This is a genomic window from Meridianimarinicoccus marinus (assembly GCF_040689105.1).
GTDB lineage: Bacteria > Pseudomonadota > Alphaproteobacteria > Rhodobacterales > Rhodobacteraceae > Meridianimarinicoccus > Meridianimarinicoccus marinus.
Window position 1 is genome coordinate 14,313 of sequence record NZ_JBFBVU010000035.1, and the last position, 13,560, is coordinate 27,872.

Below are 13,560 nucleotides of genomic sequence, written 5' to 3' on the forward strand. Positions count from 1 at the left end.
GCTGGCTCAGGCAGCATGCCGCAGGGTAATCCCGGTATCCTGCCACTGTGCGTTTGCGCGTACAAGAAAATCATAAACAAGAGGATCGACAATATGAGGATCGCTCAGATGCGGGAGGTGTCCGGCATCAGGAATGATCTCGTCCCGCAGGAAGGGCACCGCGAAACGCAACTCTCGCGCCACCTGTTTGTTCATTCGGTGCGATTTGCCGCCCGTGACCTGCAGCGTCGGACAGACGACCCCTGCCAGGTCCACCGGACCCATCTGGTCGGCCGAAATCGCCATGAGGTCGGCCAGGGCCTCTCCCGCCCGCAGGGCCAGTTCCTTGCGATGCGCGCGCGAGGTGAGGCTCCATGTGCCCGGCCCGTGCACCAGGTCGGTGAAGCATTGCATGGCGCGCCACCCATCGCCCTCGACCAGGCTGGTGTGCATATGGGCGACGGTTGCACGCACCTCTTGCCGCGTTTGCCAGGCTGCCTGACTACCGGGGCAAACAGCGTTGTAGGCCGTGGGTTCGATCAGCGTCAGGCTGCCAACCGCGCCGGGGAGGGCGCTTGCGAGCTTCAAGGCCAGCACCGCGCCGAAGTCGTGCCCGACGAGATGGACCGGGGTGCCGATCCGCGCCAGTTCCACCACGGCCACCTCGGTCAGTTCGTCCAGTGAGGGAACCGCCCCGGCCCGCAGATCGGCAAGTTGCCGGATCCGGGCGATATCGAGCGTACACACATCCAAGCGATCTCCGATATAGCCGCGCAGGCCCTTCCAGCTATCGGCCGTCATCGCGCTTCCGTGCAGAAGGACGACCGGAAGACCGGTGCCAGCGGTCATGGCGTTGGTGCGAATACGTTCATGGGGCATGGGACCGTCTCTGGTGTGGTTGCTCTGCCTTGGTCTACCGAGGGACTGTTTCGGCTTGTTGTCGGCGGGTGTTTCGTTTGTTTCAGTGTCCGTCACGCCGCCGTTGCAACCGGCTCGAAGTACTCCCGCATCCAGGTCAGTTCGGCTTTCATCGCGTCTTTCAGCTGCATGTGCAGGCGCTGCATCCCGCGCAGGGACCAGTCGTAGGACGCCATCCGGTCCGTGGTTCGGAACAAGTCGTGGGAAAGCGCGTCGCGGGTCGCCTGATAGGTGGCAAGCGCATCGGGTTCGGCCCCGAGAACCTCGCGGGACAGGATTTCAGCATCCCGCAATGCGTCGCTGATGCCATGCGCCGAAACCGGATCCTTGAAATAGCCGGCATCGCCAACCAGTGCCCAGCCCGGTCCGTGGCTTTGCCGTAAATGCCCGTTGGCGCCGGAGAACAGGATGGGGCGTTCCCGCATTTTCGCCTCTGCCAACTCGCGGGCCAGTTCGGCATTCGCCTTGCCTGCCAGGGTCAGAAGCAGGGCTTTCGGATCGACGCCGCGGCGCGCGGCGCGAAACACGCCGTCCGGGACAGCGGCAAAGACACAGTGCAGCCCGGCATTCGTTGGGATGGCGCCCGCCGTTGCCCGCGTGTCGTAGAACCACTGATAGCCCCGGTCCCGGATGCCATCGAAATAGGCGTAGACACAGCCGGAACGGTTGGGCGTCTCGATCAATGTCCGCGCTTTGACATGACGCGCAAGGGTGGACCGGCGGCCGTCGGCACCAATGACAAGATCTGCGGTAATCTCGTATTCAGATCCCCGCGCAGGGGACAGGCGCGCGCCGCGAACTCGCCCTGTCGCGTCGTGAACCAGGCCGACCAGCGATGTCCGGTGCCGAACCTCTGCCCCGGCGGCGCGCGCGGCCGTCACGAGTTCGCCGTCAAGAAGGCTGCGGCGCGGCGCAATGAGCCCGTCGATTCCGCCGCTGGGCCGGATCTCTACGGGATAGCTTTCGGGGCCGTAGTGAAAGGTGGTCCAGCCAACCCTTGGTGTTCCGGCAACGATCAGTCTGTCCAGAAGCCCCCAGCGGTCAAGTTGTTCGACGGCGCCGCGCATCAGCGCATGGGTGGACATCGTGTCGGACCCGGCAGGGTCGCGGTCAACGACAAGCACTTTCGCACCGGCGCGGGCCAGCAGCATTGCGGTGGCTGCGCCAGCACAGCGGGCCCCGACGATCAGGGCGTCATAGTGGGCGGCATTGGAGAGATGGGTCATTGGCGGCTCCCTGTGTCAGGCGGCGGCGTGGGCCGAGCTGTCGAGATGACGCAGGATATGGGTGGCGATGTCGGCTGCGTCCTGCCCGGCACCGTCGATGAAGGTGGAATTGCGTCTGCGCATGAAGGGCAGGCCAAGCGTATAGAGACCGGCGCAGGGCGTGATGCCGCCGCATTGGATGATCTCTCCCGTCCGGTCGAGAACGGGGATATCGAGCCAGGGATAGCTGCGCCGGAAACCGGTTGCCCAGAGGATTGTCCGGATCCCCAAGGCGGCGAGATCCAGTTCCCGTAGGGCGGCGTCTTGCGGAATGAAGGGGGCATCTCCCTGCGGGGCCGGTTCGGCCTGGTCGGCGGTGACGCGGATGAAGCTGTCAACGCGCTCCAGCGTGCGCTTGCGCCGCACTTCGCCGGCGGCAACATCGGCGGCCAGGGTGCCGCCCAGACCAACCCGGTTCCCATCGGCGCCGTCAACCCGCCCGACGCAGCGGACCCCCAGTCGCGAGAGGGATCGCAGGTCGATATCGCGCGGCGGGTCCGAACCGATCAGTTGCAGCGAGGGTTGCGACAGCGCCTTGTGCGTCGGAACGGCCGGATCGCGTGCCTCCGAGAGCATCCCGCAGCGGTCGAACCAGTCGAGGATGTCCCGACCGCGATAGCGGCGCGGCAGCCGCACATGGGCACCGACTGCCAGCGTGACGGGACGGCCTGCCAGGTGGATTTCCTCGGCGAGTTGCACACCCGTGGCAGAACCGCCGACCACCAGCACGCCGCCAGGTTCCAGTTGGCGCGGATGCACGTAGTCACGCGTTGTGACCTGCGCGATCGTGGGAGCGATCGACGCGGCAAAGCCGGGAACCGCCGGACGGTCACAGGCTCCGGTTGCAATGACGACCGAACGGGCGACGTAGATGCCGTTGCTGGTGCGGATGCGGTAGCCGGTGGGCGTCTGCCGCAGGTTCTCGACCTCGGTGAATTCCGCGACGGGGGCATCGAAGGACCGTGCATATCGGCCAAGCATCCCGACCACCTGGTCCTTGTGCATGAAGCCCTGCGGGTCGTCGCCTTGATACCGCCAGCCCGGCAGGCGCGTCATCCAGTTGGGCGTCAGCAGGTGCAGCGAGGCCCAGCGTTCTGCCCGCCAGCGCTGTCCGACCGCACCCCGATCAAGGATCACATGGTCGATATCCAGGGCGGTCAGGTGCCGGCTCAAAGCGAGCCCGGCCTGTCCGGCGCCGATGATGAGAACGTCTGTCTTGCGGGCCATTGGTGCGGTCTTTCAAGCTAAGGGAAGGGTCAGCGATCCGTCGCCGAGCCGATGGCGGACATCAGGTCGTGTCGGGAAACCGGGGCGATTGCACTGGCACTGGCATGGGGGCGGCGGCGGTCACGGAGTGTGGTGTTGCCGCGACGGCGGATGTGCGGGCTCAAGCGGATCATGAAGGCGTCCTCTTGGCTCAGGCAATCCAACCGGCCTTGCGGTCGGGCAGGATCGGGGGAAAGCCCATCGCCTTGGCGATGGCGTTGCGGAAAGCGGGGCGTTTCATATTGTTTTTCCTGTTGCAGAGCGGTTTGGGAGGGTCTCCGGCGGGGGACCGCCGGAGACTCCGGATCATGCAGCGACGGCGGTCACATCGACCTTCGTGCCATTGGTCAGCATGTCGAAGACGGCCGAGCGCGCGATGGACTGCTGCACCACCCGTTCCAGCGCCTCGGCGGGGGCATCGCCCTTGATCTTCACGGTCGCGCGGATGGTATTGAAACCGTTGCGCACGTTGTCGTCGAGGCCGAGAATACCCTGCATGTCGATATCGCCCTCGACCGTCGTTTCCACGGAGTCGAGGTCGATCTGGCGGACCGAAGCGATGTTGCCGACACCGGCGGTCAGGCAGGCCGCCAGCGCCGAAAGCAGGTATTCGACCGGGGTCGGCGCCTTGTCGGCCCCGCAGACGACGGCCGGGTGATCGCCTTCGATGACGAAATCCTGCGCGCGGCTCTGCTCTTCGCCAGCGCCGAAGAACCCGTTGACCGTGGCGCGGGAATGCGTGCCGTTGACCCATTCGCCCTTGGCGCGGAACTGGAACTGTGCGGCAGGCGGCGCATCCTTCACGACGCCGATGGTGGCCAGGAGGGTGGGAACGTCGACGCCGTTCTTGGCGACTTTTGCGGGCTTTTCCATTGCTTGGGTGTTCATCTTGTATCGTCCTGTTGTTGGGGTCCGCGGGGGACCGGAGGGGGCGGCTCCAATTGGACCGTGAGTGCAGTTCTACGGAGGCTGCGTTTCAGAAAGCGGTCAGGAGAGGGGCTTGCGCGTTTCAAATGTATCCACGCCGGGCGGCGTGTAACTGACTGAAACAAAGTCAGGAATGCGCAAACTGGAACGCCCCGCCGGCGACCGGCGGGGCGTTCGGAAATGGATATGGACCGGCGTCAGCGCACGAAAGAATCGGTCCGGATCTCTCTCCAGTGGCGTGCGATGCTGGCGGCGAGCTGCCGGGCTTCCGCTTTTCCCGTTTCACGGGAGATCAGCGAAACTCTCAGTAGAGTCTCACCGGGAATGCAGCCAGTTGGGCAGGAAGGAATAGGCGTCGCGGGACATTTCGGGGTCGAAAGGGACCGCGGCAGCGCCAAGCGCGGCCTGCAACGCGCCGGAGTTGAAGGCGTCGAAGGTTTCCGAGGCACCGCCGATATGCTGGCCGCCGACAAAGACCTGCGGAATCGTCGGGGCGCCGGTGATCTCGCGCAGGGCGGCCCGGTATTGCGTGCCCTTGTTGCTTTCCTGGAAGGCGACCGAGTCGAGATCGACACTGTCATAGGCGATCCCCGCCTCGGCAAACATGTTGCGCACGGACCAGCAGAACTCACACCATTCCAGCGCGAAGATCACCACCGGCTTGCTGGCAATGATCGCCTCGACTTCGGCCAAGGCATCCGGGGCCGCCGGTGCTGGCGCGGCGGCGGGCGCGGGCGTTGCGGCGACGTCGAAGCGGTAATTCGGCGTCGAGCGGGACAGCGCCATCTCTGCCTCGGTCATCTCTTCGGGAACATCCGCGAAGAGCGGGGTGGAGAGGTAGCGCTCTCCGGTATCGGGCAGCATCGCGAGGATCTTCGATCCTTTCGGCGCCGATTTCGCGATCTGGAGCGCGGCGGCAAAGGTCGCGCCGGACGAGACGCCGCAAAAGATGCCTTCCTTCGCCGCCAGATCCTTGGCGCATTGCATCGCATCGTCCCCCGGAACCGCCGTGAACGTGTCGATATGGCCTGCGTCGAGCACCTGCTGCGCCAGTTGCGATATGAAGTCGGGGGACCAGCCCTGCATCGGATGCGGGCGGAAATTCGGGTGCGATCCGTTCGCCGCGCCATCGGCGTCAAAACTCTGTGCGATGCCCGAAGCCAGAAGGACGGAGTTGTCGGGCTCGGCGGCAACGATCCGGGTGTTCGGAGAGCGCGCCTTGAGCACCTTCGCGACCCCATTCATCGTGCCACCTGTGCCGAAACCGGACACCCAGTAATCCAGCCCCTGTTCCCCGAAATCGTCGAGGATCTCGATGGCCGTTGTGCGGGCATGGATCTCGGAATTGGCGGGGTTGTCGAATTGCCGGGTCCAGAACCAGCCATGTTCCTCGGCCAGTTCCCTGGCCTTGGCAACCATGCCGGTCCCCTTTTCCGAGGCCGGAGTCAGGATCACCTTCGCCCCGAGGAATCGCATCAGCTTGCGGCGTTCGACCGAGAAGCTTTCGGCCATGACGAGCACCAGCGGATAGCCCTTCTGGGCGCAGACCATGGCAAGGCCGATACCGGTATTTCCGGATGTGGCCTCGACCACCGTTTGGCCCGGCTTGAGCGAGCCGTCACGTTCGGCGGCCTCAATCACGCCGAGGGCGAGACGGTCCTTGACCGAGCCGAGCGGATTGAACGCTTCGCATTTGACGTAGAGCTCGACGCCCTCCGGCGCGATGTTGTTGATGCGGACGACGGGGGTGTTGCCGATCGTGTCGAGAATCGAGGCCTTGATGCCGGTCATGGGGTGGGAACTCCTGTTGAAAATCGAAGATCAGCCAAAAACGCTGCTGCTGGTGCGCCGAGGGTCGGCCGTGAATGACTCTACCACGCCGAAGTCATCCAGACGGTGATGTTTGTGCGGCGTCCGGCGCGCACTGCGGGGCGGCAGCAGGATGTCCATCGCAGCATCGATGTGGAAAGTTGTGTTTGTGGAGGCGTCCATCGGTTTCGTCCTTCCTGGTCTGTCTCGGGATGGCCTGACTGGCCGATGACGCCAGATTGCGCGGGGCGTGTTGCGGTCGCATGTCCGTTCGGGAGGTTTGGCGTTTCAAGGATTTCAACGGATGTCCGGCGATTGAAGCCTAGCAAGGCCATGTTTTTGATGAATTATTCGTCAGCTTGGCCGCGGCGGCGCCGGGCGCGGCTGTTACATTTGAAACAAAACCGGCGGCAGTTGAAAACCACATGAAACATCGATGGCTTAGCCGGGAAGAATGACCCATGACGATCCACATACCGGAAAGCCCGACTTGAACGGCACCAGTTTCCCGATGGAAGCCATCGACGCCCTGGCCGAGGGGATTGCGGTTTTCGACGCCGGGCGGCGGCTTGTGACCTTCAACGAGCGTTTCGCCGAGATGCTGGAACCGATCGCCGGGATGATCGTGCCGGGTATGCGATGGGAGGACATGTTGCAGGCCTGCGTCGCCAGCGGACTCTATGCAGATGTCAGCGCGCGGGAGGCGGAGTGGCAGGCGAATGTCGGGCGCCCGAAGTCTCGCGAGATCGTGCAGCGCCACAGCGACGGGCGGGTCTATTCGGTGCGCTACAATCCCGTGTCGTCGGGCGGATTCATCGTCATCCGGACGGATGTGACCGAGGCGAACCACGCAGCCCGGATGCTGCACGAAAGCGAAGAACTTTTGCGGACGATCCTAGATACCAACCCGGTGCCGGTTGTGATGGCCCGCCTGCGCGACGGTTTCATCCTGTATCGCTCCCCGGCGGCGCTGGAGCTGTTTGGAAAGACGACATTCGCGCGTGAACATTACCTCGACCCGGCCGACCGCGACAGCTTCGTTCAGGAATTGCGCCGCACCGGACGGGTCGACGACCGGCGGATCGACTTTGTTGACAGGCATGGACAGACGGTTCCCATGTCGTCCAGCGGCCGGATGACGCAATTCGCCGGCGAGACCTGCGCGGTCACCACTTTGATCGACCTTCGCGAGCAAATTGGCCAGGGGGACATCATCCGCAAGGTGGTCGAGAACTGCCCCGCCCCGATCCTGATGACCGAGGCGGAAACCGGAGTTGTCCTGTTCCGGGGACGGCAAATCGACAAGATGTTCGGGCACAACCCGAATACCCGATCCTTCTATGCCGATCCGGCGGACCGAGATGATTTCCTCAAGGCGCTGCGAAAGAACGGGTTCGTGAACGATTTCAAGGCGCGTTTCCTCGACCCGGAGGGCCGTCCCTTCTGGGGCGCGGTCTCGGCTCGGCTGATCGACTATGAAGGCCGCGACGTCATCGTCTCATTCTCCCGCGATCTGACCGATCAACTTGAAACGGAAATGGATCTGGCGCGTCAGCGCGAGCGCCTGTTCCAGAACGAGAAGTTGAGTGCACTTGGCGGGGTGCTGGCCAATGTCGCCCATGCCCTCAACAATCCGCTCTCTGTGGTGCGGGGACATGCCTTGATGTTGCGGGAGGAAGGGGCCGGCCCGGAGGTGGAAAGACACGCCCGCAAGATCGAGGACGCCGCCGGGCAGTGTTCGGACGTCGTAAAGACCTACCTTTCGATGGTGCGTCAGGAACCGGCCGAGATGGCGCCCGCCTCTGTGGACGATATTGCAAGAACGGCGGTGGACGTCCTGCGCCATAGCGGCATGACGTTGGATCTGGATATTGACCTGCAGCTCGCCCCGGGGCTTCCAGAAGTCAGGGCCGACGTCAACCAGCTTGCGCAAGTGCTCATCAACCTGCTGCAGAACTCGCACGCTGCCCTGTCCGACATCGACGTGCCGGGGCGCGTGGTCATCGAAACCGGGCTGAATCCACGCTCGGGGCATGTGCGTATCGCCGTTGCCGACAATGGGCCAGGTGTGTCCAGAGACATCGCCGGGAAGATCTTCGAGCCATTCTTTTCCACCCGTGGGATCGGCAATGGCAAGGGCATCGGGCTGACATGGTGTCATCGTGTGGTGCAGACACATGGGGGCCAGATCCGGCTGGACACCGACTACCGCGATGGCACCCGCATCGTCGTCGATCTGCCGCCGATCGACGCCGCCGACGCACCGGCGGATGGCAAACCGGACCGCCCGGTGCCTTCGCGTGTTCTGGTGGTCGATGACGAACCCGATGTGGCGGATCTTCATGGCGAGGTTCTGGAACGCGCGGGTTTCCGTGTCCGTGTGGCCTATTCCGGCACCGAGGCGCTCGAAGTCTTGTCGCTGGGACAGACCGACTGCATAATCTCGGACCTGAACATGCCCGACACGGATGGCCGGAAACTGTTCGAAACGGTGCGGCGCAACTATCCCGAATTGCTGGGACAAATGGGATTTGTCACCGGCGACACGTTGGGCCAGTCTTCCCAGGCATTGCTGCGTGAATCCGGCCGGCCCTATCTTGAGAAACCCGTCTCGCCGACGGAACTGCGTGATTTCGTGTCCGGAATTCTCGCCCAGGGAGGAAGCGCATGACGAAGAACGAGACGCCCACGATCCTCGTTTGCGACGATGAAGTCGACCTGTGCGAGATGCTGGAAGAATATCTTGGAAAGCGCGGCTTCAAGGTGCTTGCGGTGCATGACACGGCCGCGATGCGAAACCTGATCGCCGAACAGGACGTGGATCTGATTTTGCTCGACGTCAACATGCCCGGCGAGGACGGCCTGTCCGCGCTCAGGACATTGCGGGTCGAGGATCGCACACCGGTGGTGATGCTGACTGCCGCCGGTGAGACCATAGACCGGATTCTCGGGCTTGAAATGGGCGCCGACGATTATCTCGGCAAGCCTGTCGATTTGCGCGAACTCGAAGCGCGGATCAAGGCTGTCCTTCGGCGCGCCCCGGTGCAGACCCCGGAAGGCGCCGTGAACGGCGAAGCCGACGCCCTTCCGTTCGGACCTTACACGCTGGATCTCGGGGCCGCGAAACTGCTTCAAGAGGACGGGCAGGAAGTTCCTCTGACGGCCATGGAATTCCGCCTGATCAGGCTGTTTGCCGAAAACCGTTCCCGCGTTCTCAACCGCGACCAGATCCTTGAACAGGCGCATGACCGCTCGTGGGATCCGTTCGACCGCAGTATTGATATCCGGATCTCCCGGCTGCGCAGAAAGATCGAAACTAACCCCCAGAAACCCGGTTTGATCAGGACAGTCCGCGGGATAGGATACGTTTTCGACCCGGACTGAGTGGCGGAGCCAACACCGGCGGATACTCAACAGGCTGAGGGGAAGGCGCTCCGTCAACCTCTACGGATGAACGCAACGGTCCTGAATCACTCATCCTCGGGCCAATCGTTGGTGCGCCAAGACGTTTCAAGTCATGTCAAAAATCTGACAGCCCTGAGGCGGTCGGTTGCGGGTGCAAAGCCAGTCAAGAATGTTCAACCGCCCTTGCGCCCGCAACCGACACCTTGTCACGACCACGATGACGCGTGACGTCAGCGGGTCAATGTTACTTCTACTGAGCCACGACCAGCGCGAACGTCGACCAGTGGAAAATGCCTCGGGTGGGGAGGTCCGTGAAGCGAACCCTGTCGGGGCCATGCATCCAGTTGGGGTCTCCCTTTTTGCCCGCAAACAGGAAAGACTCTGCCCCGCCCATCTTGACTTCGAAGATCGTGCTGTACTCGGTTTCAGATTGCGTGACCGTGCGCGGCCCCTCGTAGAGGCCGGCATCGGCTGCGGTGTTCGTCAGCTTGCACGTGGCCGAGCCTGTAAAGCGATGGGTGTTGGCGCAAACGGCTGACGCCGCCGCGATGGACAATCCGATCAGGATCTTTGAATGCATGGTCTGTCTGGCAGCTCTGGCCTGACTCAATGGAAATTGAAAGATTGCAGTCGCCTGATCTCGTGTAAACCGCATGCTCGGACCCCTTCCAAACAGGGCAATAGCAATTACGCCACAGGAAATCGGAGGCGACTGCAAGCTTGTCCGGTGCCCGCCGCCATTCTAACGTTGGCAGAGCCAAAACCTCTGGAAAGTCTTAGACATGAAGCCACGCATCCTTGCCATCCTTGCATTTTCCGTCCCCACGGCCACGATGGCTGTCAGCCCGGAATGGATGGCCGAAGACTGCAGTGCCGCAACGCAGAGTTTCTTTCAGGACTTTGAGGCCAGAACCGACATGAAGTACGAAGGTCAGCGCACCGACGGAACCCACGCCATGAACGGCACGATCTACCTTGAGACTCGCTCGGACGACATCCAGTGCTCCTATGATCCCGAAGGAACCACGATGGTCGACTTCTTCGCCGAGGGAAAGAACTGGCCTGATTTCGCGAAGGGCGGCAAGAGCCCCTACATGGACTGATCCGGCGCCGATTGCTGACAGTACCAAATGCGGGCGTACCATCGACGCCTCCGACCGGATTCATTCCGGACCGACACCGGGCGGCGGTGCGCAACTTGTAAATCAGCAGGGCGTGTTGCCTTACCCCGTCCTGAGGCGAGACTGCCCCTTGCCCGGCTGACGTCAGGCCACGCGGACGATCACGGCGGTGCCGAGGGCGTTGAAGCGGTTCATGAGGGCGATGCGGGCGTTGATTTCGGCGGTCTGGCGGTCCGGGTCTCTTGCGGCGATGCGCTCGCCGAAGGATTTCAGGCAGCACATCTCGGCCTCGATCCGGCTGCGGGCGTGGTATCCGTCCTCCCGTTTACGAAGCGACGCCCTCGCCATTGAACCCGAACCCATGGCGCCTCAAAGGCTCGATAGCTGGACCAGTTCGTCGTGCGATAGCGGGCGGGAGATGGCTTGCTCAAACAGAGAATCTAACGCCATGGATTCGCGAAGTGAATCCTCAGACGTCAGAGTTCTGCAAAAAAGCCATGGCAACCCTGAAAACATTGAAAAAGATGAACTTGCCAACAGGGGAGACACGCGATGAAGTTGATTATGGCCAGCGTCCTGGCACTAAGCGCGAGCCTTGCTCATGCCCAGGATGCCGCAGATCTGGTTTTGAAGAACGCTTTCATCCTGACAATGGACAAGCAAAATCCCCAGGCACAAGCACGTTGCCGTGCGAGACAATCAGATCGTGTATGTTGGCGACCTGGGCGGTGTGGAAAGCCTGACCGGCGAGAACACCGAAGTGCTTGACCTGACCGGCAAGATGGTGCTCCCCGGCTATGTCAGCGCCCATGACCATGTTCTCAGGTCCGCGTGGTCGACACTTGGCGTCGATCTGAATGCGGCAAAAGACAAGGAAGAAACACTGCAGATGCTGCGGGATTACGTGGCGGAGAACCCCGATTTGCCGATCATTGTCGGCCAGGGATACAATGCTACCCTTATGGGCGGCGCGCCCACTGCCGCTGAACTGGATGAAATCATCCCCGACAAGATCGCGATTATCATCGACTTCACCATTCACGATGCCTGGCTGAACACAAGGGCGCTCGAAGCCGGAAACATCACCAAAGATACGCCGGACCCGGTACCGGGTGTTACTTACTGGATCAGGGATGACGACGGAAACCCATTGGGCGTCGGCAAGGAAGGGTCGTGGTTCCCGGTCTATACGAAAGTCGCTTGGGAGCCCGAGCGAATGATCGAGGAAAGCCGCGAAAAACTTCAGCCACAAGTCGTCGCAGGCGGCACAACAACAGCACTGATTCCTGGAGTTGTCACGCCGAATTTCACAAACGCACCCGGCATGTTCGATGATTAGGAAATCTCCATGAAGGTGCTTGAAAGAGCGCTCGCCGACGGCGATTTGCCAGTGCGAACATTTGTTCAGCCGGCCTACAAGGACGCAACCGCCGATCCGGTTGAATTTGCGGCACGGGCACGTGCAATGGCCGACAAGTACAACGGAGACTTGTTTCGCGTACATGGCATCAAACTGCACCCCGAAGGGACGTGGAGTGCTGGCGCGGTTCTGATGCTGGAGCCGTTCGAGGGAACAGACAATATCGGCATTTCGGCGGTGAAACCGGATCAGATGAAAGAGGTCGTCAAGGCCGCAAACGATCAAGGTCTCGACGTTTTTGCCCATGTTGAAGGGTCGGGCACTGTGCGTGGAATGATTGACGCGATCCTTACGTCGCGCGACTCCGGCAACACGGACGAGCGCAATGCGCTGCATCACTATCAGATCGTTCATCCAGATGACCAGCAACGTATGATCGACAACAGCATTCCGGTAAACATCACCCCGATTTTTTCGGTGGATTGGGCTGGGCAGGATCAGGACTTTCTCAGCATGTTGGGTGACACGCGGACGAATGAGCGTGTTTCTCAATACAGGCCACTGGCCGATGCCGGGGTCAGCGTCAGCCTTGCAGGAGATTACCCGTCCGCGCCGATGTCGACCAACAGCATGCTCTACCAGATCTACACAGCGGTTACGTTCAAGAACCCCCTTGATCCAGAGAACTCCAATAAATTCCCAAATGGCGCTGAACCGCTGGACCTGATGCAAGCGATCGAAGCCGTAACTATCAACCCTGCCTGGCAACTGAGAATGGAAGACAAGATCGGCTCTCTCGAAGTCGGAAAATTGGCGGATATTGTGATCTTGGATCGGAACATTCTGGATTTGGACAATCCCGAACAACTCCTGACGACAAAGGTGCAGGCAACGATCATGGATGGCCAGTTCCGTCATCGTGACGGACTGTGAGTGAGCTGCCAGGACTATGATCGAAAGGTGGAAACCTTCCGACTTGATCTGACGGACACCTCAGCCCTGGTGGCTGAGAACGGGTTCGGGACCGTCCGGCATGTCGGATGCCCGGATCGTCTTTTCGAAAACGATGTTTAACGTTTCGCGGAAGGTCTGCACAGGCGTCTTGACGTAGCAGTATTTTCCCGAATGCGGTCGCTGCTCGTTGCAATTCACCAACCAGACATCGAGATCGACCTGCAACGCCTTCACCGAACGGTAGAGCTTCTTGCAGAAGGCGATGTCGTAGATCGCGTCCTTGATGGTCCGATGGAACCGCTTACAGATGCCATTGGTCTGCGCGCTGTTCGCCTCGGTCCTGGAATGATCCACGTCCTCGACGGCCCGATAGAGCTGGTAAGCGTGGTTCCCGACCTTGCCCCGATCCGTCAGGATGCGCAGCAGGGCGATACCGTGATCTGCAAAGAAGGGGATGACCCTCGCGGCCACGACAAGGTTGACCGCCACGGCGTTGCATCCCGGCGACCTGCTGCCGCCGGTCCGGGTCGCGCTGGTGCTGGCCGGGATCAGCCTT

At 61.8% G+C, this 13,560-nt stretch carries 12 protein-coding genes and 3 pseudogenes; 4 read left to right on the plus strand and 11 right to left on the minus strand.

The window, feature by feature from the left end:
* Positions 1-6 precede the first annotated feature (6 nt).
* From AB0T83_RS18045 to AB0T83_RS18080, 8 genes and pseudogenes are all read right to left on the minus strand, one after another.
* A complete protein-coding gene (locus AB0T83_RS18045) occupies positions 7-828 on the minus strand; it encodes an alpha/beta fold hydrolase (protein ID WP_366194622.1) in 822 nt (273 codons plus the stop codon).
* A 122-nt stretch (positions 829-950) separates the two neighbouring features.
* The gene (locus tag AB0T83_RS18050; protein ID WP_366194623.1) at positions 951-2,123 is read right to left on the minus strand and encodes an FAD-dependent oxidoreductase; all 1,173 of its coding nucleotides are present in this window, start codon (positions 2,121-2,123) and stop codon (positions 951-953) included.
* A gap of 15 nt (positions 2,124-2,138) precedes the next feature.
* Entirely contained in the window at positions 2,139-3,389 is a 1,251-nt protein-coding gene (locus tag AB0T83_RS18055) for a flavin-containing monooxygenase (RefSeq protein WP_366194624.1), read from the minus strand.
* A gap of 29 nt (positions 3,390-3,418) precedes the next feature.
* Entirely contained in the window at positions 3,419-3,562 is a 144-nt protein-coding gene (locus AB0T83_RS18060; protein WP_366194625.1) for a hypothetical protein, read from the minus strand.
* A 172-nt stretch (positions 3,563-3,734) separates the two neighbouring features.
* Entirely contained in the window at positions 3,735-4,316 is a 582-nt protein-coding gene (locus tag AB0T83_RS18065) for an OsmC family protein (RefSeq protein WP_366194626.1), read from the minus strand.
* A gap of 354 nt (positions 4,317-4,670) precedes the next feature.
* Positions 4,671-5,012, minus strand: coding sequence for a glutaredoxin domain-containing protein (locus AB0T83_RS18070; protein WP_366194633.1), 342 nt, complete (start codon positions 5,010-5,012; stop codon positions 4,671-4,673).
* A 96-nt stretch (positions 5,013-5,108) separates the two neighbouring features.
* Positions 5,109-6,146: pseudogene (cysK, locus tag AB0T83_RS18075) on the minus strand (cysteine synthase A); the annotation flags it as partial.
* Positions 6,147-6,176: 30 nt separating this feature from the next.
* A complete protein-coding gene (locus AB0T83_RS18080) occupies positions 6,177-6,347 on the minus strand; it encodes a hypothetical protein (RefSeq protein WP_366194627.1) in 171 nt (56 codons plus the stop codon).
* A gap of 271 nt (positions 6,348-6,618) precedes the next feature.
* Here AB0T83_RS18080 and AB0T83_RS18085 point away from each other — a divergent pair, with 271 nt between their 5' ends.
* Complete coding sequence (locus tag AB0T83_RS18085) at positions 6,619-8,835, plus strand: hybrid sensor histidine kinase/response regulator (protein WP_366194628.1); 2,217 nt, start codon at positions 6,619-6,621, stop codon at positions 8,833-8,835.
* Positions 8,832-9,548 carry a response regulator gene (locus AB0T83_RS18090; RefSeq protein WP_366194629.1) on the plus strand — a complete coding sequence of 239 codons (717 nt, stop codon included), beginning with the start codon at positions 8,832-8,834 and terminating at the stop codon, positions 9,546-9,548. Before AB0T83_RS18085 ends, AB0T83_RS18090 begins: the two co-directional genes overlap by 4 nt.
* Before the next feature lie 271 nt (positions 9,549-9,819).
* Here the strand turns inward: AB0T83_RS18090 and AB0T83_RS18095 are convergent, their stop codons facing one another.
* Positions 9,820-10,149, minus strand: a complete 330-nt coding sequence (locus tag AB0T83_RS18095; protein ID WP_366194630.1) for a hypothetical protein — start codon at positions 10,147-10,149, stop codon at positions 9,820-9,822.
* Positions 10,150-10,351: 202 nt separating this feature from the next.
* Between AB0T83_RS18095 and AB0T83_RS18100 the strand changes: the two genes are divergently transcribed.
* Positions 10,352-10,672, plus strand: a complete 321-nt coding sequence (locus tag AB0T83_RS18100; protein ID WP_366194631.1) for a hypothetical protein — start codon at positions 10,352-10,354, stop codon at positions 10,670-10,672.
* A gap of 162 nt (positions 10,673-10,834) precedes the next feature.
* Here the strand turns inward: AB0T83_RS18100 and AB0T83_RS18105 are convergent.
* A pseudogene (locus AB0T83_RS18105) lies at positions 10,835-11,017 on the minus strand (IS5/IS1182 family transposase); the annotation flags it as partial.
* 433 nt (positions 11,018-11,450) lie between these two features.
* Here AB0T83_RS18105 and AB0T83_RS18110 point away from each other — a divergent pair.
* Positions 11,451-12,983, plus strand: a pseudogene (locus AB0T83_RS18110) (amidohydrolase).
* A 60-nt stretch (positions 12,984-13,043) separates the two neighbouring features.
* Here AB0T83_RS18110 and AB0T83_RS18115 read toward each other — a convergent pair.
* A partial coding sequence (locus tag AB0T83_RS18115) for an integrase core domain-containing protein (protein ID WP_366194632.1) occupies positions 13,044-13,560 on the minus strand: 517 nt, incomplete at its 5' end.

Coding starts and splice junctions, on each gene's coding strand:
- AB0T83_RS18045 (WP_366194622.1), bottom strand. CDS start 828: ATGACCGCTGGCACCGGTCTTCCGGTCGTCCTTCTGCACGGAAGCGCG.
- AB0T83_RS18050 (WP_366194623.1), bottom strand. CDS start 2,123: ATGACCCATCTCTCCAATGCCGCCCACTATGACGCCCTGATCGTCGGG.
- AB0T83_RS18055 (WP_366194624.1), bottom strand. CDS start 3,389: ATGGCCCGCAAGACAGACGTTCTCATCATCGGCGCCGGACAGGCCGGG.
- AB0T83_RS18060 (WP_366194625.1), bottom strand. CDS start 3,562: ATGATCCGCTTGAGCCCGCACATCCGCCGTCGCGGCAACACCACACTC.
- AB0T83_RS18065 (WP_366194626.1), bottom strand. CDS start 4,316: ATGAACACCCAAGCAATGGAAAAGCCCGCAAAAGTCGCCAAGAACGGC.
- AB0T83_RS18080 (WP_366194627.1), bottom strand. CDS start 6,347: ATGGACGCCTCCACAAACACAACTTTCCACATCGATGCTGCGATGGAC.
- AB0T83_RS18085 (WP_366194628.1), top strand. CDS start 6,619: ATGACCCATGACGATCCACATACCGGAAAGCCCGACTTGAACGGCACC.
- AB0T83_RS18090 (WP_366194629.1), top strand. CDS start 8,832: ATGACGAAGAACGAGACGCCCACGATCCTCGTTTGCGACGATGAAGTC.
- AB0T83_RS18095 (WP_366194630.1), bottom strand. CDS start 10,149: ATGCATTCAAAGATCCTGATCGGATTGTCCATCGCGGCGGCGTCAGCC.
- AB0T83_RS18100 (WP_366194631.1), top strand. CDS start 10,352: ATGAAGCCACGCATCCTTGCCATCCTTGCATTTTCCGTCCCCACGGCC.